At 68.4% G+C, this 26360-nt stretch carries 20 protein-coding genes, 1 tRNA gene and 1 pseudogene; 7 read left to right on the top strand and 15 right to left on the bottom strand.

All coding sequences use genetic code 11. The features are described from left to right. The first annotated feature begins 63 nt into the window (after positions 1 to 63). Positions 64 to 609: a histidine phosphatase family protein gene (locus IT779_RS14225; protein WP_196149782.1), complete on the top strand. Its 546-nt coding sequence runs from the start codon at positions 64 to 66 to the stop codon at positions 607 to 609. A 121-nt stretch (positions 610 to 730) separates the two neighbouring features. Next, positions 731 to 1606 (top strand): ADP-ribosylglycohydrolase family protein, encoded by an 876-nt coding sequence (locus IT779_RS14220; RefSeq protein WP_196149781.1) that lies wholly within the window; start codon positions 731 to 733, stop codon positions 1604 to 1606. 84 nt (positions 1607 to 1690) lie between these two features. Here IT779_RS14220 and IT779_RS14215 read toward each other — a convergent pair whose 3' ends face one another. Next, entirely contained in the window at positions 1691 to 3160 is a 1470-nt protein-coding gene (locus tag IT779_RS14215) for a nicotinate phosphoribosyltransferase (protein ID WP_196149780.1), read from the bottom strand. Further along, positions 3160 to 4005, bottom strand: coding sequence for a phosphoribosyltransferase family protein (locus IT779_RS14210; protein WP_196149779.1), 846 nt, complete (start codon positions 4003 to 4005; stop codon positions 3160 to 3162). The genes IT779_RS14215 and IT779_RS14210 overlap by 1 nt, the downstream gene beginning before the upstream one ends. 195 nt (positions 4006 to 4200) lie before the next feature. Between IT779_RS14210 and IT779_RS14205 the strand changes: the two genes are divergently transcribed. Beyond that, positions 4201 to 6363, top strand: coding sequence for an ArnT family glycosyltransferase (locus IT779_RS14205; RefSeq protein WP_196149778.1), 2163 nt, complete (start codon positions 4201 to 4203; stop codon positions 6361 to 6363). A gap of 105 nt (positions 6364 to 6468) precedes the next feature. Here the strand turns inward: IT779_RS14205 and IT779_RS14200 are convergent, their stop codons facing one another. The 7 genes from IT779_RS14200 to amaB all read right to left on the bottom strand — a co-directional run bounded on the left by IT779_RS14200 (position 6469) and on the right by amaB (position 15479). Continuing rightward, the gene (locus tag IT779_RS14200; protein WP_196149777.1) at positions 6469 to 6846 is read right to left on the bottom strand and encodes a DUF742 domain-containing protein; all 378 of its coding nucleotides are present in this window, start codon (positions 6844 to 6846) and stop codon (positions 6469 to 6471) included. Continuing rightward, positions 6843 to 7268, bottom strand: a complete 426-nt coding sequence (locus IT779_RS14195) for a roadblock/LC7 domain-containing protein (protein ID WP_196149776.1) — start codon at positions 7266 to 7268, stop codon at positions 6843 to 6845. The genes IT779_RS14200 and IT779_RS14195 overlap by 4 nt, the downstream gene beginning before the upstream one ends. Further along, positions 7246 to 9636, bottom strand: a complete 2391-nt coding sequence (locus tag IT779_RS14190; RefSeq protein ID WP_196149775.1) for a sensor histidine kinase — start codon at positions 9634 to 9636, stop codon at positions 7246 to 7248. Before IT779_RS14190 ends, IT779_RS14195 begins: the two co-directional genes overlap by 23 nt. Positions 9637 to 10138: 502 nt before the next feature. Next, complete coding sequence (locus IT779_RS14185) at positions 10139 to 11158, bottom strand: alpha/beta hydrolase family esterase (protein ID WP_196149774.1); 1020 nt, start codon at positions 11156 to 11158, stop codon at positions 10139 to 10141. Positions 11159 to 11737: 579 nt separating this feature from the next. Continuing rightward, on the bottom strand, positions 11738 to 13672 hold the full coding sequence (locus tag IT779_RS14180; RefSeq protein ID WP_196149773.1) for an ATP-binding protein: 1935 nt from the start codon (positions 13670 to 13672) through the stop codon (positions 11738 to 11740). Between the two features lie 146 nt (positions 13673 to 13818). Next, positions 13819 to 13892: transfer RNA gene (locus IT779_RS14175), tRNA-Met, on the bottom strand. A 60-nt stretch (positions 13893 to 13952) separates the two neighbouring features. Further along, positions 13953 to 15479 (bottom strand): L-piperidine-6-carboxylate dehydrogenase, encoded by a 1527-nt coding sequence (gene amaB / locus IT779_RS14170; protein WP_196149772.1) that lies wholly within the window; start codon positions 15477 to 15479, stop codon positions 13953 to 13955. Between the two features lie 181 nt (positions 15480 to 15660). Here amaB and IT779_RS14165 point away from each other — a divergent pair, with 181 nt between their 5' ends. Next, a complete protein-coding gene (locus IT779_RS14165; protein WP_196149771.1) occupies positions 15661 to 16113 on the top strand; it encodes an Lrp/AsnC family transcriptional regulator in 453 nt (150 codons plus the stop codon). Between the two features lie 65 nt (positions 16114 to 16178). Beyond that, complete coding sequence (gene lat / locus IT779_RS14160; RefSeq protein ID WP_196149770.1) at positions 16179 to 17525, top strand: L-lysine 6-transaminase; 1347 nt, start codon at positions 16179 to 16181, stop codon at positions 17523 to 17525. Positions 17526 to 17633: 108 nt separating this feature from the next. On the opposite strand, the gene IT779_RS14155 is transcribed toward lat, so the two are convergent. Together IT779_RS14155 and IT779_RS14150 are read right to left on the bottom strand one after the other, a co-directional pair. Next, positions 17634 to 17972: a hypothetical protein gene (locus IT779_RS14155; protein ID WP_196149769.1), complete on the bottom strand. Its 339-nt coding sequence runs from the start codon at positions 17970 to 17972 to the stop codon at positions 17634 to 17636. 164 nt (positions 17973 to 18136) lie between these two features. Beyond that, positions 18137 to 18520: pseudogene (locus IT779_RS14150) on the bottom strand (DUF1707 SHOCT-like domain-containing protein); the annotation flags it as partial. A gap of 231 nt (positions 18521 to 18751) precedes the next feature. On the opposite strand from IT779_RS14150, the gene IT779_RS14145 reads away from it, so the two are divergent. Continuing rightward, positions 18752 to 20629, top strand: a complete 1878-nt coding sequence (locus IT779_RS14145; protein ID WP_196149767.1) for a serine/threonine-protein kinase — start codon at positions 18752 to 18754, stop codon at positions 20627 to 20629. Positions 20630 to 20643: 14 nt separating this feature from the next. On the opposite strand, the gene IT779_RS14140 is transcribed toward IT779_RS14145, so the two are convergent. From IT779_RS14140 to IT779_RS14130, 3 genes are all read right to left on the bottom strand, one after another. After that, positions 20644 to 21579 (bottom strand): patatin-like phospholipase family protein, encoded by a 936-nt coding sequence (locus IT779_RS14140; RefSeq protein ID WP_196149766.1) that lies wholly within the window; start codon positions 21577 to 21579, stop codon positions 20644 to 20646. A gap of 235 nt (positions 21580 to 21814) precedes the next feature. Beyond that, positions 21815 to 23617, bottom strand: a complete 1803-nt coding sequence (locus IT779_RS14135) for an acetyl/propionyl/methylcrotonyl-CoA carboxylase subunit alpha (protein ID WP_196149765.1) — start codon at positions 23615 to 23617, stop codon at positions 21815 to 21817. A gap of 203 nt (positions 23618 to 23820) precedes the next feature. Then, positions 23821 to 24717 carry a sulfurtransferase gene (locus IT779_RS14130; protein ID WP_196149764.1) on the bottom strand — a complete coding sequence of 299 codons (897 nt, stop codon included), beginning with the start codon at positions 24715 to 24717 and terminating at the stop codon, positions 23821 to 23823. Between the two features lie 168 nt (positions 24718 to 24885). Here IT779_RS14130 and IT779_RS14125 point away from each other — a divergent pair, with 168 nt between their 5' ends. After that, positions 24886 to 25704 carry a helix-turn-helix transcriptional regulator gene (locus IT779_RS14125; RefSeq protein WP_196149763.1) on the top strand — a complete coding sequence of 273 codons (819 nt, stop codon included), beginning with the start codon at positions 24886 to 24888 and terminating at the stop codon, positions 25702 to 25704. Here the strand turns inward: IT779_RS14125 and IT779_RS14120 are convergent. After that, entirely contained in the window at positions 25681 to 26319 is a 639-nt protein-coding gene (locus tag IT779_RS14120; protein WP_196149762.1) for a Maf family protein, read from the bottom strand. The two genes, IT779_RS14125 and IT779_RS14120, sit on opposite strands and share 24 nt — an antisense overlap. Positions 26320 to 26360: the final 41 nt, after the last annotated feature.

Raw genomic sequence — 26360 nt, 5'->3', positions numbered from 1 at the left:
ATGACGCTTGTGCGCCGTGGAGATCGCGCCCGCACGAGGTGGCCGCCACCGTAGGCTGCCCTGATGCGCAAGGTGCTCAGACTCGACCTGGTCAGCCACGGTACGACCGAGGCGATGCGCAAGGCCAGATTCCCGGTCGACGAGTCACTCACCGACGCGGGCCGCCGCGCGATCACCGCGGCCGGGCGACTCGCGGGCGCCACAGTGGTCACCGGACCCGAGCGCCGCACCGTGGAGACCGCGGCCCTGCTCGGCCTGACGGGCGCGGCGGACCCCAGACTGCGCGACCTGGACGCGGGCTCGTGGCGCGGCAACGAGCTGACCTCGGTGCCGCAGGACGACCTGCACGCCTGGTTCACCGACCCCGAATTCCGCGGCCACGGCGGCGAGTCCGTGGTGCAGGTGATCGAACGCACCCGCTACTGGATGGCCGAGGTCGCCTCCGCGGGCGTCGCCACCATCGCCGTCACCCACCCGGCGGTCGTCAGATCGGCCCTACTTGTGACCTTGGACGCACCACCGGCCTCGTTCTGGCGCATCGATATCCCACCCGGCAGCGTGACCAGGCTGCATTACCGAGGAGATTGGCGCCTGCACTTCTCGGCCTGACTCGCGCGTGCCCTCGTGGTATCGGCTGTCATGCCGTTCCGATCGGGTTCGTCAGTGGATCCGACGGTGTCGCGTTCGGGTGGGTGTCTCGCTCGAAGATGTTCGCTGCCAGACTGTTCCGATGAGCTCGGACGGTCGGAACAGAGCGTTGGCGTCGCTGCGCGGCCTCGCGGTGGGTGACGCGTTCGGGTCTTGCTTCGACGACGCGCTCAATCACGCCGCGCTGCGGGAACGCAGGGCGTTGCCCGGCCCGTGGTTGTGGACCGACGATACGCAGATGGCGTGTTCGATCTTCGCCGTCCTGAGCGAGCACGGTCGGATCGAGCAGGACGCGCTGGCCCGATCGTTCGCCGAGCATTACGACGTCTACCGCCGGTACGGGCCGGGAACCAGTCGGATTCTGCGTCTGATCCGGCAGAAGGGATACCACTGGCGCGATCTCGCGGGCCAGGCCAGGGGTGGCCTCGGGTCGTGGGGCAACGGCGCGTCGATGCGGGTGGCGCCGGTGGGCGCCTGGTTCGCCGATGACCTCGATCGGGTGGTCGTCGAAGCCGCGGCTTCGGCGGAGGTTACGCACACGCACCCGGACGCGGTGGCGGGCGCGGTCTCGGTGGCCGTCGCCGCCGCCTTGCACGCCGTGACCCCGAACCTCTCCGGCGCCGAGTTCCTCGACGCGGTCGCCGCTAGGACGGCTCCGGGACCTGTTCGAGACCGGATCGGACACGCGCGGACGATTGTCGATCACGCCACCGCCGTCGCCGAGTTGGGGGTCGGCAACGACACTTCGGCGGTCGACACCGTCCCTTTCGGGCTGTGGGTCGTGGCCGGACACGGGCACGATTTCGCCGCCGCATGCTGGGCGGCAGCCGGGACGGGCGGAGATATCGATACCCTCTGCGCGATCATCGGCGGAATCCTCGGCGCCCGCACGACTTCCGACGGAATACCGCCCGACTGGCTCGCCCAGTGCGAACCGCTGCCCGAATGGGCGACGTGATGACCGCCGAGTGACCAACGCCGGACATACGGTGTTGTCCCACCGTGTTCACGCGGTGTCAGATTACCGGCCTGCGACGTGATCTCACGCATGCTGTGCCCGCAACCGGTCTCTGATCTCGCCGAATCCGACCACGCGCACGCATTTCCCGTCCCGCCACACCTCGGTCAGCTCGCTCGCGGCCTCCTGTTCCGCACTCGCCTGTTCGTGTACGGCGAGCTCACCGTCGTCCCCGCGCAGTACCGCGAGGCGCCCTTTGGCGGACCGTTTGGTGCCCGAATCGGTGACCGGATCCTTGTGGATATCGCGCCCGACGCCGTCGATCTCGACGTAGGTCGCCTTCATCGCCGAGGCGAAGGTGTCCCGCGTGACGTACTGGTAGCTGTAGGAGCCGACCCCGAACACCACCGTGGTCGAGACGAATCCCATGCGCGCCAGCCGCGCGGTGATGGCCTCGGCGCGGTCGTAGGTGATCGAGTCGCCGTAGATGACGCCGATGTGCGGATCGAGTTCGCGGTAGCCCGCCGCGTTCACGGCGCCGCCGAAGGTCTCCCACAGCAGCCGCACCACGCCGCGCCCCTCGGGGCTGTCGTCGGCGTCGGTGCCGCACAGGATGGTCTCCGGATCGCCGGAATCGGGGCGGATCACCAGTTTCCCGTCCCTGGACACGATGCGTTCGCGCAGGGCGGGCAGTGTCTCGGTGAGCACCCGCCACAGGTCGTAGGTGTCGCTGACCACCGAGACGATGCCGGTGGGATACAGGTCGAGCAGTCGACCGTAGGTGTCGTCCTCGGCGTCGCGGGTGCCCGCGCACATCACCGAGTGTTCGGTCGCGGCGACCGAGGCGAGGACCGGAGCGTCCGATTCGGGATCGGGGTAGAAGTAGTCGATCCAGTCCGCCGAGACCAGTGAATCCGATCCGGTGAACGACAGCAGGTGCGCCGCACCCGACGCCGCGGCCGCCTCGATGCCCGGCATGCCGCGGAAGGAGAAGTCGTGGCCCTGGTAGTCGACGGCCGCCGGGTCGGCGCCGGTGGCCGCGGCCCGTGCGGTGAGCAGCGCGCGCAGTCGCCAGGCGGTGGTCGCCGAGGTCGAGGGCTGCCAGATCGCCGCCGACAGCGCGGTTTCCAGGTAGTTGGTGAGCCAGAAGAAATCGGGGTGCGTGTTCTCCACGGTCAGTACCGGGACCCGCAGCGGGACGAGGGTGCCCTCAGGCAGTGACCGGATCGACAGCGGCAGGTAGCCGAGGGTGTGCAGCGCGCGGATGTGGTCGCTGCCGATGTGGTTCGGGCCGAGGATCGAGGTCACCCTGCGTTCGTATTCGGCGCAGACGGTGTCGACGTCGGCGTCGAAGAAGGCCGCGAAGGAGTCCTCGAGCACATCGCGCAGGAAGGCTTGCAGACCGAAGTGCACGACGTGGTTCACGCCGTCGACGCGGGAGGCTCGGTGCGTCAGGTTCGAGTACACGCGGGTGGTGCCGGGCGGGTACTGGCGACGGTGGTCCAGCTTGTAGGCGTCGGTCAGGAACAGCGGGTCGGTGGCGTTGCGGAACATCACAGGATTCCTCGGGTCAGGACGTGGTCGACGAGATCGATCAGGTGCAGTCGGTTCGGCGGCAGCGCGCTCGCGCGGGCGCCGGGGTGGGAGTCGGTGCTGTAGATATGGGCGTAGGGCGCGAGGTTCGCGAGCAGGCGCAGGCCGCCGGAGAACACCCCGTGGGTGACCCAGAGGTCGACGCGCTCGGCGGTGTGGAATTCGCCGGCGGCCGCGATGCCCGCGAAGGTGCCGCCGCCGTCGCAGATGTCGTCGACGACGAGGACGCGCCGCCCGGCGACCGGCGCGGACAGTTCGAATCCGCTGAGTCGGCCGCTGCCGGGGTCGCGGTGTTTGCGGCCGTGCGCCACCGGGATCTCGCCGAGCGCCGCCGCGACGGTCTCGGCGCGGTCACGTGCGCCGGCGTCGGGTGCGATCACCAGGTCGTAGTCGCGGGGCAGGATCGCGGCGGCCAGCTGCCCGAGCGGGATCGCGGTGGCGCGGGGGCCGCGCAGCGCGGCCAGGGCGCGCGGTGAGTGGATGTCGGCGTAGACGAGTTCGTCGGCGAACGCGGTGATCACGTTCGCGTAGACGGCGGCGGCGCACGGGCGGTCGCGGTCGCCGCGCGCCGCGGGGATGTATGGCATCAGGACCCGCGCGGGCGCGCCGTGGCCGCGGACCAGGTCGGCCCAGAGTCCGAGGGCGAGCAGGTCGTCGGCGGAGCCGCCGCGGATCACCGCGAAGCGCGCGGCCGACGGGTCGAAGGCCGCGCCGGTCCGCAGGTGCCACTCGCCGCCGGGGAAGCGGAGGAAGTCCAGGTCATCGGCTCGGATGCCGTCGGCGGTCCGAACCATCGTCTCGATCATGCGACCACCGTAGCATAGTTTTGGTTGTAACAACCAAAACTAATTTCCGACTTACTGCGGACCGGTGATCGCGGTTCACAGCTTCTTCGCAGGAACTTCGAAGACTGCCGTGAGGCGACGCCCTTAGGTTCGGGACTCGGCCGTGACCGCGAACCCGCCACGGCCGAACCGACCCACCGCGACGAAGGGCTGGCGATGACGGCGACCGTGAGCGTCCCGGAGGCGGCGCCGCCGTCCGTGCTCGGCCCTCGGGCCACGCCGCGCGCGCGGTCGGGCGCCGATCCGCGCTGGGCGCGCCCGACGCTGATCGTGCTGCTCGCCGCCACGGCCGCGCTCTACCTCACCAACCTGTCCGTATCCGGTTGGGGCAACGAGTATTACGCCGCCGCGGCGCAGGCGGGCTCGCGCAGTCCGCTGGCGCTGCTGTTCGGATCGCACGACGCGGGCAACGCGATCACCGTCGACAAACCACCCGCCGCGCTGTGGCTCATGAGCCTGTCGGCCCGCCTGTTCGGCTTCGGCCCGTGGTCGGTGCTGATCCCGCAGGCACTGCTCGGAATCGCCTCGGTGGCACTGCTCCACGCGGCCGTGCGCCGCTGGAGCGGTCCGGGCGCGGGACTGCTCGCGGGCGCCGCGCTGGCCGCTACGCCGGTGGCGGCCTTGATGTTCCGCTACGACAACCCCGACGCGCTGCTCACCTTCCTGCTGATCGCCGCCGCCTACTGCACGGTGCGCGCCATCGACGCCGAGGGCGCGCGCTGGTGGTCGTCGAGCACCGGATGGCTCGTACTCGCCGCCGTGGCGATCGGATTCGGATTCCTGACCAAACTCCTGCAGGCCCTGCTCGTGCTGCCCGCGCTCGCCGCGGTGTTCCTGATCGCCGCCGCAGGCGGATTCTGGTCGCGGACAGTCAAACTCGTAACAGCGGGCGCCGCGCTCGTCCTCGCGGGCGGCTGGTTCGTCGTGCTGGTCGAGGTGTGGCCCGCCTCGGCGCGACCCTATATCGGCGGCTCGACCAACAACAGCCTGTGGGAACTCACCCTCGGCTACAACGGACTCGGCCGATTGCTCGGCGGTCGCGGCAACCCCGGCGGCAACGCGGACGGTCCGTCGGCGGGCGGGCGGATGGGCGCCGCGTTCGGTGGCGACACCGGCATCACCCGACTGTTCCGCGACCTGATGGCGACGGAAGTGTCATGGTTGCTGCCCGCCGCGCTGATCGGAGCGGTGTGCTGCCTGTGGGCGCGCCGCCGCGCCCCGCGCGCCGACCGCCTGCGCGCCGCCGTGATCGTCTGGGGCGGTTGGCTTTTCGTGACGGCGATCGTCTTCAGCTATATGAGCGGCGTCATCCACCCCTACTACACCGTCGCGCTCGCGCCCGCGGTCGACGCCCTGTTCGGCATCTCGGTCGCGACTCTGTGGCGAGGCAGGGCGCATGCCGCCGCCCGTGCGGCACTGGCGCTGATGGCAACGGTCACCGGTGTCTGGTCCTTCGCGCTGCTCGGACACACCCCGGAGTGGCTGCCGTGGCTGCGCTGGACCGCCCTGTGCGCGACCGCGCTCGGCGCCATCGGACTGCTTACCGGTCCGCGGCTGCCCGCGCGCGTCACCGCGGCCGCCGCCGTCACCGCGCTGGTCGCCGGACTGTCCGGCGCCGCCGCGTATTCGATCGTCACCACGTCGTTTCCGCACAGTGGCGGCATACCGGCCTCGGGACCAAGGGGCGACGCGATGGCGGCGGGTCCGCAGCCGGGCGTCCCGGGGCCGAGGCAGGCGAGAGGCCAGGAGGGACCGGGGCAGGTGAGCGGTGGGCCAGGAACGGGTCAGGCCGGTGGCGTGCCCGCAGGACCGGGTCAGGGTGACTCGCGGGCCACGGCGTCCGACACGTCGGATTACGGGGATCCCGCGCTCGTTGGGCAGCGCATGGCCGAGGGTGGTCGCGCGGCAGGCGCCCCCGCACCGGGTCCGCCCGGCCCCGGCGGCCATCCCGGTATCGCGCCCAACGCCGAGCTGGAGGACATGCTGCGCGCGTCCGATCGTCGGTGGACGGCGGCAACGGTCGGCTCGTTCGGCGCATCGGCCCTCGAATTGCGCACCGGCACTTCGGTCATGGCGATCGGCGGCTTCGGCGGCGGTGACGAGGCGCCGACCCTCGAACAGTTCCGCACCCTTGTCGCGGACGGCGCGATCGGCTACTTCGTGACCACACGGGATGCGGGCCCGCGTCCGCCGCGCCCGGATGGCGCCGCGCGCGAGTCCGCGGGTGAACTGATCTCCGAATGGGTACGGAGCCACTACACCTCACGCGAAGTCGGCGCCGTTACCGTGTACGACCTGACCCGCGCACCGGCGTTCTGAATCGCCGCACAGACGATCCGCGTGTCTACCTGGTCGAAGCGCTGTCAGGGCAGGCGTGTGATCGCGCCCACCTGAACGCGGACCACCGGACCGGTCCTGCGGACCTCAGATCGCCTGGATGCCCTTGAGCACGGCGCGCAGCAGCTGGGTGTTGCGCGCGGCGGCCTCCGGCGCCGGATCCGGCGAGCGGAACTTCAAGAGCCCGTCGTCGATCAGATCGCCGATCAGGATCTTGGTCGAGGTCAGCGGCAGATTGAGCGCCGCCGAGACCTCCGCCACCGAGATCGCGCTGTGGCTCATCTGGAGGATCCGGGCGTATTCCGGTTCCGGACGGCGCGGCTGCATGCCGACGCTGGCGTTCACCACCAGCGTCAGCATGTCCAGTTTGTGCCGTGCCCCGCCGGACCGCCCGCGCGTGACGGCGTACAGGCGGACGAGGGGCCCGGCCTCGTCGTCGTACCAGGACTCACGCTCGTCGTTCATGGCAGTCGCGAGCCGGCTTCGTCGAGTGTTTTGGGACGCGGATCGACGGCGAGGTGCGTGCCGACCCGCTGCACGGTCTGGTTCATCTCGTAGGCCACCATGCCCATGTTCGCGGTCTCCGAGGTCAACAGCGCGAGGCACGCGTTGTCGCCCGCGGCTGTGATGAACAGCACCGCTCTGTCGAGTTCGACCACGGTCTGGCAGACCCCGCCGACGTCGAAATGCGATCCGGCGCTGCGTGCCACACCGTGCAGGGTGGACGCCATCGCGCCGAACCGTTCGGCGTCCGAGCGCGGCATCGCCGAGCAGTGCCCGAGCAGCAGGCCGTCGGTGGAAAGTACGACGGCGAAGCGGACGTCGTGGAGCCGTTCGATGAGGTCGTCGAGCAACCAGTCGAGACTACGGGGTTTGGAGGTCGTCACCGGTACCTTCTTGTCGATCGTATGGCTGTACGTGACCGTCGTCGTCGACGCGGTTCAAACGCCCCTGCCTGGTTCCGTTCTCGATGGCGGACATCAGGTTTCGGGCTTCGTCGGCCGAACGCGGCCGTGCGCTCGGCTCGGTCGGCGACTGCCCGTTCGCGGGTTCGACCGCGGGATCGGGGACGGCGCGACGCCTGCGCGGTAGTGCGGGCTTTTCCACGATGTTCTGGGATGGGATCGCTGGGGCGGAGGGAGCGGTGACGGCCTGCTGGCCGCCCGATGGCGCGGCGGCGATGGCGGCGGCCGGTGCGAGCACCGCGCGCGGCGCGACCTGGGCGGTCTCGGTGGGCGCGTCGGTCGGCGGACGGTCGTTGTCGTCGGCGAGCAGCGTGGTCGGTACCAGCACGATCGCCCTGATCCCGCCGTAGTCCGATTCGCTCAGGCGCACCGAGATGCCGTGGCGGGTAGCCAGTTTGGCGACCACGAACAGGCCGAGTCGCGCGTCGCTGGACAGCGCGGCGACGCTGAAGTCCGGCGGGTTGGCCAGCAGCGCGTTGCGGTCGACGAGTTCGGACTCGGACATGCCGAGGCCCTGATCGGAGATCTCGATCGCGACGCCCTTGCCGACCAGGTTGCCGCTCACCTCGACCCGTGATTCCGGCGGCGAGAACGCCGTCGCGTTGTCGGTGAGTTCGGCGATGAGGTGGATGAGGTCGGCGACCGTGCTTCCGGTGATCCTGGCCTCGGGCAGCTTGCCGGTCTGGATCCGCGTGTAGTCCAGGCTCTCCGCCACGGCGCTGCGCACCACGTCGATGAGCGGGACCGGGTTGCGCCAGCGCCTGCCCGGCTTCTCACCGCCGAGGATGATCAGGTTCTCGGCGTTGCGCCTGGCGCGGGTGGCGAGGTGGTCGAGCTGGAAGAGCACGTCGAGCTTGCCCGGATTCTCTTCCTCGCGTTCGGCCTTGTCGAGCAGGGCGAGCTGGCGGTGCACCATGACCTGGCTGCGGTGGGCGATATTGAGGAAGACCGCGTTGACGCCGGACCGAGTCTTGGATTCGGCGACCGCGGCGCTGACGGCGGCGCCGTGGGCGCGGTTGAACGCGTCGGCGATCTGGCCGATCTCGTCGCGGCCGAAGTCGAGCGGCGTCATTTCGGCGGCGTGGTCGATCTCCTTGCCGTCGCTGAGGACGCGGATGGTGTTGGGCAGGCGCTCGTCGGCTAGTTGCAGCGTTTCCTGGCGCAGCCTGCGCATGCGGCCGATGAGGCGGTTGGCCAGGTAGAGCGCCGCGAGGAAGGCGAGCAGGGTGACCACGCCGACCGCGATGCCGCCGTAGAGCGAATCGGAGGCCTTCTCGTCACCGGCGGTTTCGGCATTGCGGTGCGCGTCCTGGCTCTGGTCGTTCCAGAGTTTCAGCAGTTCCGAGCGGACCTGCCCCGCGGTCGTGCCCCATTCGTTGGTGCTCATCGGCAGTGCGACGGGACTCGTCTGGGAGCGTCGTGTGGTCGAGGCGCCGGAACCGGTGGACGAACGCGCGCTGGTCGAATCCTCCGATCCGGTGGCTTCCTCGCCGGATGACACCCCGCGTCGGATGACGGCGTCCTCCATGGCGACGAGCTGCTGCCAGGCCGGGCTGTCGGTGATCGTCTTCAGTTGCGCCTGCCGCGCACCGGTCAACACGGCGGCGGCGTAGGCGATCTCGCCGCGCGCGTCGCCGACATTGCGGGTGAAATCGCTGAACTGCGCGGTGGTCATCTGGTTGGTGAGCAGCGCGGTCGAGCCGATGGTGGCTGCCTTTGAGATCGCCTCGGCCGCACGCAGCGGGTGTACGCCGCGATACAGGTCGACCGCGATCTGGGCATCCGGTGCGATGCGGGCGGCGATCGAGGTGCCCTGCACGATGGTGTCGATGATCGTGCTGAAGGCGGCGAACGCCTGTTCCTGCGGCATGGCGCGGGCGTCGATCGCCGCGCGCAGATTCGGCAGCGCCTGGTAGAGCCGCGTGATGCCGTCCATCTCGGGGGTGATATCCGAGCGCATAGCGGCACCGGCGCCGCGATCGATCAGGGAGGCCAGCGTCGCGTCCGAGTTGCGTCGTGATGCGCCGAGGTGTTCCTCGATGTCGGGAACCTGCGCGATGTAGAGCATCGAGGCGCCGCGTTCGAGCTGGAACGCTTCGATCATGCCGATCGCGGGCGCGGTCGTCTGCGCGGCGAATTCGGCCCAGTCCTTGTCCTTACGGCCGTCTTGGATCAGGTATACGGCCGCGCCGATACCGATGCTCAAGAGGGCGACACTGGGAATCAGAACGATGGCAAGCAATCGGGCGCGCACGCCGAGCGGCCTGCGGGGTTGTCCGCGCTTGAACACAGTCGAGAACGTACTGAACAATCTGCTGCCAAACACCGATAATCGAGCCTACTTCTAGGCGTAACGCCTTCTTGTAAACCGGACTGCCGAAATGGAAGTCGGTCGGAGCCGGTTGTGTCCCGGATCACCCTAACCAGTGGAAACCTGGTTACGCAACGATATGCGTGGCACGTCTCGCGCCGTTCGATGATCGCATTGCCGTCTCCGCGACGGCGCTCGAGGGGGTGCGTGGCGAACCGACGGGTCTTCACGCTGGTCACGCCGAGTGCGCTCGACGGCGGCTCGGGAGCGGCCGATTCGTCGCAGGCGCATCGCGGTCGACTCGCGGCCGCGAACAGCCCGAGTCGGGGTGTGGTGCGACGACCGCCGCTGGGTGGTGACGGCGATCGGCACGGCCACGGGACGTCGAGGGGGGTCGTCCCGTGGCCGTGCCGTTGATCGGATTACTCCGATCCGACCGCCGCTGGGCGGCGTGCGCCCCGGCGGTGGTTTGCGGCCGAGGTCAGCCTGCCATCGGGTGGGTGCGGAAGAAGTCCCAGATCAGCGCCGTCGCGTCGATCGAGGTGGTGTTCGGGCCGACGATGTCGGCCGGGTAGATGGTCGAGGTGGTGCCCGGCCAGATGTGGCCGCCGCCGACGACCGAATACAGCTGCACGTCGATGCCGGTCGGGCAGGTGAAGCTGTCGAGCACGACGTCGGAGGCGATCTGTCGGCGCTGCGGTCCGCCGGTGCACCCGTCGCGCTTGGCCCACGCCTGCGCGGCTGCGCTCACCGGACCCGCGCCGCCGAGCGAGTTCTCGCCGGACGAGCCCGAAGCCGAGCCCGACGCGGAACCGGAAGCCGAGCCGGTGCCCGATCCGCTTGCCGCGGCGCCGTCATAGGACACGATCGGATCCGCGGTGCCGTGGAACGCGATGACAGGCACCGGCCGTGCGGGCTTGCACCAGCTGAAGTCACGCAGTCCGGCGACGGGCGCGATGGCGGCGATCCGGTCGGCGAGGCGACAGCCGACGGAGCTGGTCGCGAACGCGCCGTTCGACAACCCGCTGACGAAGACTCGTCGCTTGTCCACACACAGCTTGGATTCCACGTGGGTCAGCAGTTCGCCGATCCAGTCGATATCGGTGGAGTCCGGCCCGAATTCCCACATCGACGGCCCGATCCGGTCGAGCTGCGGCGTGACGGTCAGGAAGCCCTTCTGTTCACCGAGCTGCCCGAACTTGGCGCCCTCGTGGGTGATCTCCTTGGATTCCAGCAGTCCGTGCAGGTCGATGACCAGCGGTAGGGGTTTGTCCGCGCCCGCCGGCACGTTCTGGATATAGAGCCCGGACTTCTCCTTGCCCTTGAACTCCTGATCGGTCTGCCCCTTCGGCGTGGCCTTGCCCGTGCAGCCCGCCGACGGCGCGGGCGCGGGGCCAGGCTCCTCGGCCGCCGCCACACCGGTCGAGCCGGTCATGAGCGTGATGGCGCACACCGCGGTCAGCGCCACCGCGCTCGCGGCGGCCAACACCGCGCCCGCCATCCGACGGGACCGCCGCCACCCGCGCCGAGGCGCGGGCGACCGGACCTCACCCGACGTTACGGAAACGTAATTATCGAACATGAGATGAACGGTTACACAAACCGATCGGAATCTCGCCAGGTGAGCGGTCGATTTGGATCTGCTCATAACGGACACGCGGACTTGTCTTGCTGCGTACAAACCACCCGACCGCAGCCTTCGCGCACCGTTGACTCGATTACGCCGCCGACTCTATTGCGTCTCACCTCCCGCCCGAAAGATCAGACCCCGACTCCGACGCCCTCGGGTCGTGGGACGAATCCCGGATCGATCTGCTCGGCCAACTCTTCTTCCGCCTGCCGACAAACGCAATCTTCACCGCTACCTCTTCGTTCGGTAACGAATTTCATTGTTGATTCAACCCTGTGGCCGTCCCATCCGATTCGAACGAATATCGCTGAACCACAAGCGCAGTCCCCTGCCGTCGGAACCATGCCGGGCCGGCGGGTGGGCCGTCGGTTCCTGCGGCGAGGGCGGCCGTGAAGCTACGCAGGTGATTCGGTCACGTAGGAGTCGCGATCTCGTGGTGGTCGTTCGCGCCTACTTCCTCGGGATGAACTCGGCGTGCTTCTGCTCCAGGTATTTGGTGCTGGATTCTTCGTCGGACACCAGTTGGAGAGCCGACCGTAGTGCGCGAACACGGCGTTCCGCCCGATCCAACAGATCTGCCCAGGTGACCACCGTCAGACGATAGTTTTCGCCTTGGTGTGTATTCGGGCTCGACGTATTTCCACCGAGGAATGCTCGCACCCCGAAATCGATCTCGGTTGTCACCAGCCAGAAGTCCCAGGTGTGGGGTGTGCCGGTTACCGAGGGGTGATTGGTGATCGCGGCCGCGTAATTGACGACTTGGCTGACTTCCTCCATGCCGACTCGCTTCGGCCGCTTCAGCTCGACAACCAGATGGCGAGTGCGGTCGCTCTCGGGAAGTTCACGTGAAAAGACCATATCCACCCGACCTTTTCTGCCCGACGGTAGGTTCACCGGTGTGTTGGAATACAGAGAGTTGCGTCCCCTGGTCACCAGCGAATCCACGACCTGCTTCAGTCCGCCCTCCGAGAGCGACAGTGCCCACTCGTCTCCGAATATCCAAGGCTCCGCGGCGAGCATGGGATGCAGTTGATCGACCTCCCGAAACTCCGTTCGTGTCTCGTCGGAGTACAGCAATTGCCGTAGTCCGTAGATGAAGTCGGTGCGGTCCGCCACGGTCTGCGCGGTACGTACTATCAGCGGCAGCCGCGTGCGTTCCAGTAGTTCCGCCAGCACGGACTGTTCCTCTTCGGAAAGATCGAGCACGGCGTTGAGAATCTTCTTGGTACGAGTAGGTTCCGCTCGCGTGGCTTCCTGCAGGAGTCGCAGCGAGAAGCGCTTCTGCCTGACATCGCGCCCGATCGCGGGACTTGCGACAACGGCGACGATATCGAATATCTCGCGCTCGAGTCGTTCCGCAGTGCTCGCAGGCTCTCCCCTGTACGGGTATACGCCTTGAGCCTTCCACTCCCCGAGAATGCTTCCCTTCTGCTCGTCCAAACGCTGATTCAGATGCTCTACCAACGCCCGATGCACAGCCGAAAGCAGTTCGCCGTGTTTGAGATCCGGCACTCGCAGATCTGCCTGATCCATGAGCGTCGGATCCCGAAATCCTTCCCACTGGAGGTAAGCCGTCCAATGTATGGGCGCGGGCGGCAGCTTGGCCATCGCGTACTCGGTGACAACAGCACCGTCGGGATCGCAGAGATAGAGTGTCTTCGACTGCATATCGGAGGACCACTCGACGAACCGGAGTCTCGGATAGCTTTTCCCGTGCAGCAATACGCCATCCGTGTTCAGCAGTATGTCGGTGTCCGATTTTATGTGATCTTTCGGATCGAGCGGTTGCATTCGGTATGTGACGGTGACGTGCGGCATCGCCAGCAACGTGGGTGCGAGTTTGGCGGTGAGCGGCAAGTTCAGGTCGCTGTCGACGACCCTGTTGACTTTGGCGATCTGACGAACGATCAGTGTCACCGTCGTGCCGCAGGGCGAGCTGGTCGGAGCCGGTCCGTCGAAATCGAATTGCTGTGGGTGACTGCGCTTGCCGAGGATTACTGTTTCGAACCGGGCCGCGTCCGTACCGGCGACCGAGCGCCACTCCGCTTGCTCTGCGATGGCGTAGGTGTGGAACCTGCCACGCCCGAGTCGACCGTGCAGCGGGCGGTTCTCGTTCTTCGAGAACCGCGCCGTCGACTTCCAGGACTCGCCGTGTATCAGGAACATGTCGGCGGCATCGTCGTAAGAGATGCCGTGGCCGTCGTCCATGACCGCAATCTCTTCGGGCGCTCCTGTCGCTCCGATCGCCACCGTGGTCTCGATCCGTGTGGCTTCCGCATCGAGCGCATTCCATACCAGCTCGGCGATTACGTCTACGGGCCCGTAGCGATCGATATTCGCGAGTACGGTTTCCTTGCCCGCACGAACAAGTTTGGTTTCTGCCACCGGGACAGCGTACAAACCTGCATTGGCCACCGCAGCCACCTTCGAGCATGTCGGCGGTCGGGCGGATAAGGCGTGAATCGAGGGTGATCGCCTACGGAAATGAGCCAGGCCGGAGAAACTTGTGGTTTCTCCGGCCTGGACCTTTGTAGCGGGGACAGGATTTGAACCTGCGACCTCTGGGTTATGAGCCCAGCGAGCTACCGAGCTGCTCCACCCCGCGTCGGATGTCTTAACCCTACACGGGCGGTGGGGTGGGGCCTAATCGCCTGGTCAGAGGGGGTTAGGTGAAGGTGATGCCCTGGGCAAGGGGGAGTTCGGTGGAGTAGTTGACGGTGTTGGTGGCGCGGCGCATGTAGGACTTCCAGGAGTCCGAACCGGATTCGCGGCCGCCGCCGGTGTGTTTCTCACCGCCGAAGGCGCCGCCGATTTCGGCGCCCGAGGTGCCGATGTTGACGTTGGCGATGCCGCAGTCGGAGCCGTCGGCGGCGAGGAAGCGTTCGGCTTCGCGTTGGTCGGTGGTGAAGATGGAGGACGAGAGTCCTTGGGGGACCGCGTTGTGGAGGGTGATGGCGTGGTCGAGGTCGCGGTAGGTGAGGACGTAGAGAATGGGGGCGAAGGTTTCCTCGCGGACCACGGCGGTCTGGGCAGGCATGCGGACGATCGCGGGGCGCACGTAGTAGGAGTCGTCGCCGAACGGGACGCGTTCGCCGCCGCAGACCATGCGGCCGCCGTCGCCGAGTGCGCGTTCCAGTGCGGTGCGCATGTTTTCGTGGGCTCCGGCGTGGATCAGCGGTCCGACGAGGACGCCGTCGGTGAGCGGATTGCCCACGCGAAGTTGCCGATACGCGTTGGCGACGCGGTCGAGCAGTGGGCCGACCACGTCGGTGTGCACTATGAGGCGTCGCAGGGTGGTGCAGCGCTGGCCCGCGGTGCCCGCTGCGGCGAAAACAATGGCGCGGGCGGCCAATTCGAGGTCGGCGGAGGGGGTGACTATCGCGGCGTTGTTGCCGCCGAGTTCGAGTAGGCAGCGTCCGAATCGGGCGGCGACGCGCGGGGCGACGGTGCGGCCCATGCGCACCGAGCCGGTGGCGCTGAGCAGGGCGACGCGTTCGTCGTCGACGAGGCGCGCTCCGATTTCGGCGTCGCCCTGGATCAGTTGGTGCACTTCGGGGTCGGCGCCGACGTCGAGTGCGGCGCGGCGCAGCAGGGTGTGGCAGGCGAGTGCGGTCAGCGGTGTGATGTCCGACGGCTTCCACACCACCGTGTCACCGCAGACCAGCGCGAGCGCCGTATTCCACGCCCACACGGCGACCGGGAAGTTGAACGCCGAGATCACCCCGACCACGCCGAGCGGATGCCAGGTTTCCATCAAGCGGTGGCCGGGCCGTTCCGAGGGCATGGTGTATCCGTAGAGCTGGCGGGAGAGTCCGATCGCGAATTCGCAGATGTCGATCATCTCCTGCACTTCGCCGACGGCTTCGGCGCCGATTTTGCCCGCTTCCAGGGTGACGAGTTCGCCGAGTTCGGCGCGGTGCGCGGTGAGCAGTTCGGCGAGGCGGCGCACCACGGCCGCGCGAACCGGGGCGGGCACGGTGCGCCAGGTGCGGAACGCGGTGTCGGCGCGGGTGATCGCGGCGTCGGCGGTTTCGACGGTGTCGGGGCGCAGGGTCAGCAGGGTGCCACCGGTGATGGGGGTGCGGACGACGAGCTCGCCCGGTTCGGGGATATCGGCTCCGAAGGCGCGCAGCAAACTCGTGGCGCGCTCGGCGAGCTCGGGGGTCAGCTGATCGCTGAGAGTGTGTGTCATCGCTTGCTCCGGTGGGTCGATTCGCCGCGGGTCGGGCCGGGTCGGTGGATGTCTTTGTTCCGCTGTGCCTTTGGTCGCGTCGTGGTCGACTCCGGGTCACCTCCGGTTCCGCGAATGTTGCCGGATGTGAACGAGTCGATGTTTCCGCCACGAGGAGCGTTCGCTGAGTTAGCCTCGGCTGATGGCGGATACACCGGCAAGACCAGTACTCGACGACATCGATCGCCTGCTGATTCGGGAATTGATGGCCGATGGTCGCGCCACCCTGTCGAACCTGGCGGAGAAGGCGAGTCTATCGGTCTCGGCGGTGCAGTCGAGGGTGCGCAGACTGGAGGCGCGCGGTGTGATCCGCGGGTATACCGCGCACGTCGATCCCGAGGCGCTCGGGCAGTTGCTGTCGGCATTCGTCGCCATCACTCCTCTCGATCCTTCGCAGCCCGACAACGCGCCGGAGGTCTTGCAGCACATCCCCGGCATCGAGGCGTGCCATTCGGTGGCGGGTGACGAGAGTTACATCCTTCTGGTCCGGGTCGCCTCCCCTCGGCACCTCGAGCAGCTGCTCCAGGAGATCAGGGCCACCGCCAATGTGAGGACCCGGAGCACCATCATTTTGCAGACATTCTATGACAGATAGTTGATCACCAAAATTTATCCGACATTACGTAGAGATATCGTAAATTTTTCCGGTACTCTACGGATGTGACCCTCGAACTGGACCACACCCGAACGGGCGGTGACACGGCAACGGTCACCCCCGCCGCACGGGTGCACGACATCCTCTCGGCGCATATCCTCGCCGACGGTTTCGACCTGGTGCTCGACCTACGGAACTCCCGAGGCTGCCTGCTCGTCGACGAACGAGACGGCACGAGCTACCTCGACATGTTCGGATTCTTCGCCTCCAACACGCTGGGGATGAACCATCCGGCCCTCACCGACGAGCGGTTCCGCGCGGAACTGGCCGACGCGGCGGTCAACAAGCCGAGCAATTCCGACGTCTACACCGTCGCGATGGCCCGATTCGTGGAAACCTTCGCGCGCGTCCTCGGCGACCCGCGCCTGCCGCACCTGTTCTTCGTCGACGGCGGCGCCCTCGCGGTCGAGAACGCGCTCAAGATCGCCTTCGACTGGAAGAGCAGGCACAACGAATCCCACGGGAGGCGGGCCGAACTCGGCACGAAAGTGGCCCATCTCACCGGCGCCTTCCACGGGCGGAGCGGCTACACGATGTCGCTCACCAACACCGACCCGACCAAGACCGCCCGCTTCCCGGCCTTCGACTGGCCGCGCATCGACGCGCCCTACCTCGCCGACGGCCGCGATATCGAAGCCGCCGAGGCCGCCGCGCTCGACCAACTGCGCCGCGCCTTCGCCGAGAACCCGCACGACATAGCCTGTTTCATCGCCGAACCGATCCAGGGCGAAGGCGGCGACCGGCATCTGCGGGCCGAGTTCCTTGCGGCCGTGCAGCGTCTGTGTCACGACAACGACGCGCTGTTCGTGCTGGACGAGGTGCAGACCGGGGTCGGCATGACCGGAAGCACGTGGGCCTATCGGCAATTGGGGCTCGCGCCGGATGTGGTCGCCTTCGGCAAGAAGACGCAGGTCTGCGGTGTGATGGCGGGCGGGCGCGTGGACGAGGTGCCCGACAACGTCTTCGCCGTGAGTTCCCGGCTCAACTCGACGTGGGGCGGCAACCTCACCGATATGGTGCGCGCCAGGCGCATCCTCGAAGTGCTGGAACGCGATGGACTCGTGGAACGCTCCCGCGCACTCGGCGAACACCTGCTCGGGCGGTTGCGGGAACTCGCCGCGGCCCACCCCCGCGTGACCGAACCGCGCGGACGTGGACTCATGTGCGCGATCGACCTGGCCTCACCCCGCCTGCGCGACGACGTGGTCGCCGCGCTGCGTGAACAGGAACACATTCTCATCCTCGGCACCGGTGAACGCGGCATCCGCTTCCGGCCGCCGCTCACCGTGCGCGTCGATGAACTCGACGCCGCCGTGGACGCCATCGATCGGGTACTGGCTCGCGTGGATTGAGTCCTACCGCACAGGGGCCGGTGCGGGGTCGAGCGAGGAGCGCGCTTCGGGTTTCCGAGGGGCTCGTGTGGATCCCGGGAATCGCTCGGTGTCCGCCGGGACGTGGCGTCAGACGGGACGCAGACCGAGTGCGCCCTCGGTGAATCTGTGCACCGCGGCGAGCCCGTCCGCGAGCGCGGATTCGTAGCCGTCGCGGGCCCATCCGGCGACATCGGCGCTCCCGTCGGGGCCGGGAGTAACGACGATCTCCGCGACCAGTTCGGCGGTGGTCGGCTCGCACACGGCCCACGAGAAATGCGTCTCCGCATCCCATTCGGCGGTGCGACGGCGCACGTAGTCGGGATCGGTGACGCCGCCCGCAGCGAGGGCGGGGCGGTCATCGATGCGCTCGTCGGCACGCAGCGCGCGCAGATACCAGGAGCCCGCGTTGATCTCGATCGGTTCCATCAGTCGAGTTCGTTCCTTCGATCGGAGTCGAGTTCCTTGTCGCGGCCTCGACCGCCTTCGTCGCGTCCGTGAGGCTCGCGGCTGTCGCTTCCACGGCGCTCGCGTCCGTCCAGTCCGTGAGGTTCGCGGCCGTCGAGTCCGCGGCGCTCGCGTCCGTCAAGCCCACGGCGCTCGCGCCGACGCCGCCTGCGCGCGGTTCGCTCGTTGCGGAACAGCAGCGCACCCGCGATCGGGATCATGAGGAACCACAGCCAACTGCCGGTGGTGAAGAACAGGATGACGGCGATGATCGGAAGCACCGCCATCAACCGCTCGGGCCGCTGGACCCCCGACCGGCCTGCCCGCTCGGGCGGACTCGCCGCCGGTTCTTGCGGCAGGTCGGTGAACACCCCGGCCAGATCCCCGCGGGTCACCGCCGCCGCGACGACCGCGCTGCGCTCGTCGAATTCGGCGACACTGAGACGACCCGCCGCGAAATGGTCCGACAGGCGCCGCAGCGCGTCCTCACGTTCCACAGTGCCGACCCGGACGTCAGGTAGCTCCTCCACGAACCAAGGCTAGCGCGCTCGCGCGGGCTGCCGCGACGAGCCGGGTCGGCCACCTCACACGGTTCACACTGGGCGCGCGGCCGTCGCACGGCTAGGCTTCCGTTGAGGCCGGTAAGCGTGGCGGACATGTCGTGAACTGGTCTTTCGTTGGCGCGCCCCGTCATTCGAGGACTCAGGTCCGCTGCGACGAAGCTGTGACAACCGGGGAGGGTGAGGACTGGGAGGTTCGACATGGGGGACGTACGGTTCGGTGACTACCGGCTCGAGCGGATGCTCGGCGAAGGCGGGATGGGCCAGGTGTGGCTGGCGCGCGACCGCGCGGGCGCACGGGTCGCGCTGAAACTGCTGCCGGTCCGCTTGGCCTCCGACGCGAGTTTCCGCCTCCGATTCGAACGAGAAGCCCAGCTCGCCGCCGGATTGCGCGACCCGCACCTGGTCGCGATCCACCGTCACGGCTCGGTCGACGGGCAGCTGTTCATCGAGATGGACTACGTCGAGGGCACCGATCTCGGCGCGCTGCTCACCGCGCGCGGACCGCTGCAAGCGTGCGCCGCCGTGGAAATCCTCGACCAGGTCGCCGCCGCCCTCGACACCGCGCACGCCGCCGGACTCGTGCACCGCGATGTCAAGCCCTCCAACATCCTGGTCCGCGCCGACGGGTTCGCCTACCTCATCGATTTCGGCATCGCGCGCGGTGTCGGGCAGACGGGTCTCACCGCCACCGGGCTCGCCATCGGCACCTGGGCGTATATGGCTCCGGAACGGTTCAACGGCGTTTCCGACGCGCGTACCGACATCTATTCGCTGGCATGCGTGCTCTACGAATGCGTCACGGGTCGCCGTCCGTACGGCGACACCGATCCGGCGCGGCAGATGCACGACCATCTCATGACGGCGCCACCGCGTCCGTCGACCGTGCGTCCGGCTGTTCCGGCCGCGCTGGACGAGGTGATCGCGCGCGGTATGGCCAAGAGTCCGGGGGACCGGCATCCGAGCGCGGGAGAGTTCGCCCGCGCGGCCCGTGTCGCTGTCGGATTGCCAGTGGAAACCGTTGCGCCACAAGCTAGTTCCATTGCCCCGGCCAAGACGGATCCGCCTCCGACGCGAGTGGAGACCCGGCTCGACGAGCGGTCGGGTGCTGTCGCGGGCGCCGCGGACGCGGGGCGTGATCCCGGCGCACTCGACCCGCCGCGAGAGCGTTCCAGCGCCGGATCGGAAGGCGTCGCGCGCACGCCGACGCCGACGAAGGTCATGTCGGAACCCGGACCGCCTCCGACGCGGGTGCAGACCCGGCTCGCGCCACCGGTTCCCGTGCGTGCCCCGGTTCCCGTGCACGCGCCGGTACCGGTCGCGCCGACTCCCGCCGCTTATCGGCCGCACGTTCCCGTGCCGGTCCGCGGGCCGTATGTCCGCCCGCCGACACCCGCGTACCGGACGAATTACCCTGTGCGCGCGCCGATGCAGGCTCGGCGGTGGTCCGGACGCCGTCCGGTGCCGGTTCGCCCGCGCGGGAAGTGGGTCGCGCCGCGTCGGCGTCGGGGCGGTGTGCTGTCGAAGGTGATCGGCGCGCTGGTGGTCGTGTTCCTCGCGCCGTTCGCGTTCGCGGCGGGCTGTTTCGCGCTCATCGCGGCTGGCACCTCGAGTAGTTCGCAGGAGACGACGATGCCGCGTCCGCCGGTGGTAGCCGAGAGTTCGGAACCGAATCCGGGCAGCCCGCCGACCGCCGCGCCATCGGGTTCGGCGGTGCGCGACGGCAAGTTCGAGTTCGCGGTCACCGATGTGCGCACCGGGGTGTCGCGGGTCGGGTTGCAGACACCGCGCGGATCGTTCGTGATCGTGGCCCTCGATGTGCGCAATATCTCCGACGAGACGAAGTGGTTCCTGCCTTTCGGACAGAAGCTCGTCGACGAAGCGGGCCGCACCCTCGATCACGACACCGCCGCGACCGCGTGGCAGACCGTGAGCCACGGCCAGGGCTACTCCTTCGAACTGCCGCCCGGCGGCGCCGCGACCACCCAACTCGTCTTCGACCTACCGGCCGACTCCACACCGAGCCACCTGGAACTGCACGATTTCGTCCTCTCCGGAGGCGTCACCGTCCAGCTGTGAGCCGGATGGTTCGGTCAGGCCGCGCGCACGGCCGCGGCGAGTGCGGCGTGGGTGGCCATGCGGCCGAGTTCGAGGGCGGCGATCATCAAATCGGTGTCGCGGGAGGCGCTGTCGATCTCCGGGGCGCCCGCGGGCGGGTGGATCTGCATGGCGGTGGCGCCGAGTCCGGCGGTGAAGTCGTCCTCGGCGTCCTGCTGGCCCGAGCGCGAGATCCAGGAACGGTAGGCGCCGGGGGCGCGCAGGCGCATGTAGCCGCCGCCGACGATCTGATGCAGCAGTGAGGCGGGTGGGCGGCGTTCGTCGGTGCGCCGGGTGCGCAGGATCAGGGCGTGGGTCGCGCCGTCGCGCACCGCGATTCGAATCGGCACCGACTCCGACAGGCCGCCGTCGAAATACCGGGAACCGGCGAACGCGATGGGCGGTCCGGCCAGCAGCGGCAGTCCGGCGGAGGCACGCAGGGCGGTTTGCAGACTGCGCTGGTCGGTGATGTGCGGATGCAGGTCGACCGCTCGACCGGAGTAGATGTCGGTGGCGACGGGATGGAAGGTGGTGGGGTTGGCGAGTACGGCGCGGAAATCCATGGGCGCGACGGCCTCGTAGACCTGGTGCACGAGGTAGCGCAGGTTGAATGCCGCGCGCCCGCGCAGCACCCGCTCGGGTGCGATGGTGCGGCGGATGATCTCGGGATCGGTCCAGGTCCGCATGCCGGGCGCCACCTGTCCCGACAGGAACCACGCGCCGTTCAGCGCGCCCGCCGACGTGCCGTAGACCGCGTCGAACACCGACGAGAGCCCCAACTCCTCCAACGCGAGCACCATACCGCCCGCGTAGACACCACGGCTGCCGCCGCCTTCGATGACGAGCACGAGACGATTCCCGTCGGCACGGCTGCCCGTATCGCGGCGCTCACGGATCAGATCGGCCACGGTCGACTCAAGCGCGGAGCTCACTCGCTCACGATACGACAGCACGGTCCACCGCGCCCCCCGGTCGCACACCGGCGGTGCACGATCACAGCCACCGATGACGTGGCCCGAATCGTGATCGGACTTTCGGGACCGGCGGACAGGCGCGCGGATCGTCCCGGGCGATCACGGAATCGAGGCGGGGGGGGGGGGGGGGGGGGGGGCGCCCCCCCCCCCCCCCCCCCCCCCGCCCTCCGGGAGTTCTTCGGTTCGAACCGACCTACTTGATCTCGGCCAGCACCGTGCCCTGGGTGATGGCGGCGCCCGCCGCCACCGCGAGACCGGTGACCACGCCCGCCTTGTGCGCGTTGACCGGGTTCTCCATCTTCATGGCCTCGAGCACCGCGATCAGGTCGCCCGCCTCGACGGACTGCCCTTCCTCGACGGCGACCTTGACCACGGTGCCCTGCATGGGCGCGGTGACCGCGTCACCGGAGGCCGCGCCGCCGCCGGAACCGCCGCGCTTGCGGGGCTTGGGCTTCTTGCGGATCACGCCGACGCCGTTACCGGAGGCCGGGGCGCCGCCGCCGACCGAGAAGCTGCCGGGCAGCGACACCTCGACGCGACGGCCACCGACCTCGACGACGACCTTCTGCCGGGGCAGATCCTCGTCTTCGTCCTCGGTGACGCCCGCCGGGGTGTACGGCTCGACGGTGTTGACCCACTCGGTTTCGATCCACTTGGTGTAGACGTCGAACTTCTCGCCGTCACCGATGAAGGCCGGATCCTCGACGATGGCACGGTGGAACGGGATGACCGTGGCCAGGCCGTCGACCTCGAATTCGGCGAGCGCGCGACGGGCGCGTTCGAGCGCCTGGGTGCGGTTCTCGCCGGTGACGATGAGCTTGGCCAGCATCGAGTCGAACTGTCCGCCGATGACGCTGCCCGCGACGACGCCGGAGTCGACGCGCACGCCGGGGCCGGTGGGCTCGCGGTAGACGTTGACCGGGCCGGGGGCGGGCAGGAAGCCGCGACCGGCGTCCTCGCCGTTGATGCGGAATTCGAAGGAGTGCCCGCGCGGGGTCGGGTCTTCCTTGATCGCGAGTTCGTGGCCTTCGGCGATGCGGAACTGCTGGCGCACCAGGTCGATGCCCGCGGTCTCCTCGGTGACCGGGTGCTCGACCTGCAGGCGGGTGTTCACCTCGAGGAAGGAGACGGTGTCGCCCTGGACCAGGTATTCCACCGTGCCCGCGCCGTAGTAACCGGCTTCCTTGCAGATGGCCTTGGCGGAGGCGTGGATGCGCGCGCGCTGGTTGTCGGTGAGGAACGGCGCGGGGGCCTCCTCGACCAGCTTCTGGAAGCGGCGCTGCAGCGAGCAGTCGCGGGTGCCCGCGACCACGACGTTGCCGTGTTGGTCGGCGATGACCTGCGCTTCGACGTGGCGCGCCTTGTCCAGGTACTGCTCGACGAAGCATTCGCCGCGACCGAAGGCCGCGACGGCCTCACGGGTGGCGGATTCGAACAGCTCGGGGATCTCTTCGATGGAGTGCGCGACCTTCATGCCGCGTCCGCCACCGCCGAAGGCGGCCTTGATGGCGACCGGGACGCCGTACTGCTTCGCGAATTCGACGACCTCGTCGGCGTTCTTGACCGGGTCCTTGGTGCCCGCCGCCATCGGCGCCTTGGCGCGCTCGGCGATGTGCCGCGCGGTGACCTTGTCGCCGAGGTCGCGGATGGACTGCGGCGATGGGCCGATCCAGATGAGGCCCGCGTCGATGACGGCCTGGGCGAACTCGGCGTTCTCGGAGAGGAATCCGTAGCCGGGGTGGATCGCGTCGGCGCCGGACTTGGCCGCGGCGTCGAGGATCTTGGCGAATACGAGGTACGACTCCGCGGAGGTCTGTCCACCGAGGGCGAACGCTTCGTCGGCGAGCTTGACGAAGGGGGCATCGGCATCCGGTTCCGCGTAGACCGCGACACTGCCGATTCCGGCATCCTTGGCCGCCCGTATCACGCGCACGGCGATCTCGCCGCGGTTAGCTACGAGTACCTTCGTGATCCGCGCGCTGGCATGGCTGGGCACTGAGCCTCCTGATTGCAATCTTGGTCGCTTCGCGGGGGTGGTGGCTGCGCAGGCTCCGTTCCCGTGGTCCACAACTTCCGTCTCGGGGGAGTGTAGGCAGTCTGTCAACAGACGCCGCACTCGGATAGACCTACTCGTAAGTAGGTCGTGGATCACAATGCCTGCTCACCGGCGATCACACCACACTTGTGCGGCGTCACAGGTCAGCGGGAGCGGCCGCGCCGCGCGGCGACCGGGGCGGCGCCGGGTTCATCCCCCTTGGCGATCGGCATGCGCACGGAATTGCCCCATTCGACCCAGGAGCCGTCGTAATTGCGAACCCTGGCGTATCCGAGCAAATAGGTGAGGACGAACCAGGTGTGGCTGGATCTTTCGCCGACGCGGCTGTAGACGACGAGGTCGTCGTGGCCGACGAGGCCGCCGTACAGCTCGTCGAGGGCGGCGCGGGAGCGGAAGCGGCCGTCCGGTGCGACCGTATCGGTCCACGGGATGTTGAGCGCGGTCGGGATGTGGCCGCCGCGCAGCGCGGGGTCGCCGGAGTTCGCGTCGCCCGCGTATTCGGTGGCCGAGCGGACGTCGACGAGCGGCTTGCCGAAGTGAGTGATGACGTCGTCACGGAAGGCGCGGGCGGCGCCGTCGTCGCGGCGGACGGTGGGGTAGTCGGTCCGGCGCGGGCGCGGCGGCTCGAAGGTGGTGTCTCGTTCCTCGGAGATCCACGCTTCGCGGCCGCCGTCGAGTAGTCGCACGTCCTCGTGGCCGAACAGGGTGAACAGCCACAGCGTGTGCGCGGCTTGTGCGTTGTTCCGGTCGCCGTAGACGACAACGGTATCGTCACGCTCTATGCCTTTGGCGCGCATGAGTTCGGTGAACCGCGCGCCGTCGATATAGTCACGGGTGACCGGATCGCTCAAGTCGCCCCGCCAGTCGATCTTGACAGCTCCTGGTACGTGGCCGATGTCGTAGAGCAGTACGTCCTCGTTGGACTCGATGATCTCGAGTCCCGGCGTGCCTATGTTTGCCGACAGCCACTCTGTGGTTACTAGTCGATGAGGATGTGCGTAGGAACCGAATGACGGATGAGAGTCCGGGGCGACGGGCACGGTTTGGGGTCCTTCACGCGAGGTAGTCGGGTGGTTTCGGCGGTTCGTGTTCCACCGCGATGGTATGGGTGGGGCGAAAGTGAAACTCGTTTCAGATCACAAATCGGCTGAATGGGCGAATAAATCGCACCCACATCCGATAAAGTCTCTCGGGAGGAGGGGTGAGCTATGTCCGATTCTTGGCCGCGGCGGCGACTGCTCGCGATCCTACGTGGCGCAGGTGAGCCCCTCGACGCCCAGGAACTGGCCAGAATCACCGGACAGCACGTCACCACCGTCCGATTCCACCTCGACGTTCTCACCAAGGAATCGCTGGTCCGGCAGTTCCAGCAGCCGCCGCGCGGTCGCGGTCGCCCGCGCATCGGGTACTCGGCGGTGCAGCGATCCGTCGGCTACCAGGAACTCGCGCAGGTGCTCGCCGACCAGCTCGGCGCCGAACCCCGGCGGCGCTCCGACGCGGCCGTCACGGCGGGCCGGGCCTGGGGCGCCACCCTCGACGCGGGCGATCACCCGGTGGAGTCATTGGAAGACGCCAAGGACGTCACCGTGACATTGCTCTCCGAACTCGGATTCGCTCCCGAACGCGACCCGGCCGCCGAATCCGACGAGCAGGCGCTGGTCAAGATGACCGCCTGCCCGCTGCGCGACCTCGCGCGCACCCACTCCGACGTGGTGTGCAACGTGCACCTCGGACTCATCAAGGAAGTGCTCGACCGCAACGGCGCGCGCGGCGAGGTGAACGTGCGCCTGCATCCGTTCGTCGAGCCCGAATTGTGCGTGGTCCGTCTGGAACTCACCGCGCCGCCGCGCCGCGACGGCCGAGCGCCGCGCGATCCGGCGGTTCCGGTGGGAGCGGATCAGATGGTGCGGGAAATCCCGCAGGCGCAGCCGTCAGGGGCCAGGACGCCACCGCTCGGCGGCAGGTCGCCGGAGGCCAGGACGCCGGAAGGCAGGACACAGCCTTCAGCGGCCCGGATCGCCCCATAGCCGCGCGATGTCGACGCCGACGTCGCCGAGCAGTCGGCGCAGCAGTGGCAGCCCGATCCCGATGACGCTGGACGGATCGCCTTCGATCCGCTCGACGAACCAGCCGCCGCGGCCGTCGAGGGTGAACGCGCCCGCGACCTGCAACGGTTCGCCGCTGGCGATGTAGGCGTCCAACTCGTCGGGTTCCGGCTTGGCGAAATGCACGGTGGTGCGGGAACAGTCGGACGCGGAATCCACGATGTGGCCGTCGCGCACCCGCAGCACGCAATGGCCGGTGATCAGATCCGCGGCCCGGCCCGCCATCCGCGACCAGCGCGCCCGCGCGAGTTCGGGGGTGTGCGGCTTACCCTGGAGTTCGCCGTCGATCAGCAGCATCGAATCGCAGCCGACGACAACGCAATCGGCGCCGAGCTCGCCGAGCCCGGCGGCCGCGATGGATTCGGCTTTGGCCTTCGCCAGTTCGGTCACGATCACCTGCGGCGTCGAATCCGGGGGAAGGGCGGCGGCGACGGCGTCCTCGTCCACGTCGGAGATCCGCACGACGGGATCGATGCCCGCGGAACGCAGCACCGACCGGCGAGCGGGGGAGGCGGAGGCCAACACGAACCTGGTCACAGGCGTGCGCCTCGGGTGTCGGACGGTCCGTGCGCGCACGC

The organism is Nocardia bovistercoris (genome assembly GCF_015674855.1).
Taxonomy (GTDB): Bacteria; Actinomycetota; Actinomycetes; order Mycobacteriales; family Mycobacteriaceae; genus Nocardia; species Nocardia bovistercoris.
This window is presented reverse-complemented; position numbering and strand designations above follow the sequence as displayed.

What these genes read in the sequence shown, in the direction of transcription:
- IT779_RS14215 (WP_196149780.1), bottom strand. Translation starts at nt 3,160, where the DNA reads ATGTTCCGCAACGCCACCGACCCGCTGTTCCTGACCGACGCCTACAAG.
- amaB (WP_196149772.1), bottom strand. Translation starts at nt 15,479, where the DNA reads ATGACACACACTCTCAGCGATCAGCTGACCCCCGAGCTCGCCGAGCGC.
- IT779_RS14205 (WP_196149778.1), top strand. Translation starts at nt 4,201, where the DNA reads ATGACGGCGACCGTGAGCGTCCCGGAGGCGGCGCCGCCGTCCGTGCTC.
- IT779_RS14185 (WP_196149774.1), bottom strand. Translation starts at nt 11,158, where the DNA reads ATGGCGGGCGCGGTGTTGGCCGCCGCGAGCGCGGTGGCGCTGACCGCG.
- IT779_RS14155 (WP_196149769.1), bottom strand. Translation starts at nt 17,972, where the DNA reads ATGGAACCGATCGAGATCAACGCGGGCTCCTGGTATCTGCGCGCGCTG.
- IT779_RS14220 (WP_196149781.1), top strand. Translation starts at nt 731, where the DNA reads ATGAGCTCGGACGGTCGGAACAGAGCGTTGGCGTCGCTGCGCGGCCTC.
- IT779_RS14200 (WP_196149777.1), bottom strand. Translation starts at nt 6,846, where the DNA reads ATGAACGACGAGCGTGAGTCCTGGTACGACGACGAGGCCGGGCCCCTC.
- IT779_RS14125 (WP_196149763.1), top strand. Translation starts at nt 24,886, where the DNA reads ATGTCCGATTCTTGGCCGCGGCGGCGACTGCTCGCGATCCTACGTGGC.
- IT779_RS14165 (WP_196149771.1), top strand. Translation starts at nt 15,661, where the DNA reads ATGGCGGATACACCGGCAAGACCAGTACTCGACGACATCGATCGCCTG.
- IT779_RS14210 (WP_196149779.1), bottom strand. Translation starts at nt 4,005, where the DNA reads ATGATCGAGACGATGGTTCGGACCGCCGACGGCATCCGAGCCGATGAC.
- IT779_RS14225 (WP_196149782.1), top strand. Translation starts at nt 64, where the DNA reads ATGCGCAAGGTGCTCAGACTCGACCTGGTCAGCCACGGTACGACCGAG.
- IT779_RS14145 (WP_196149767.1), top strand. Translation starts at nt 18,752, where the DNA reads ATGGGGGACGTACGGTTCGGTGACTACCGGCTCGAGCGGATGCTCGGC.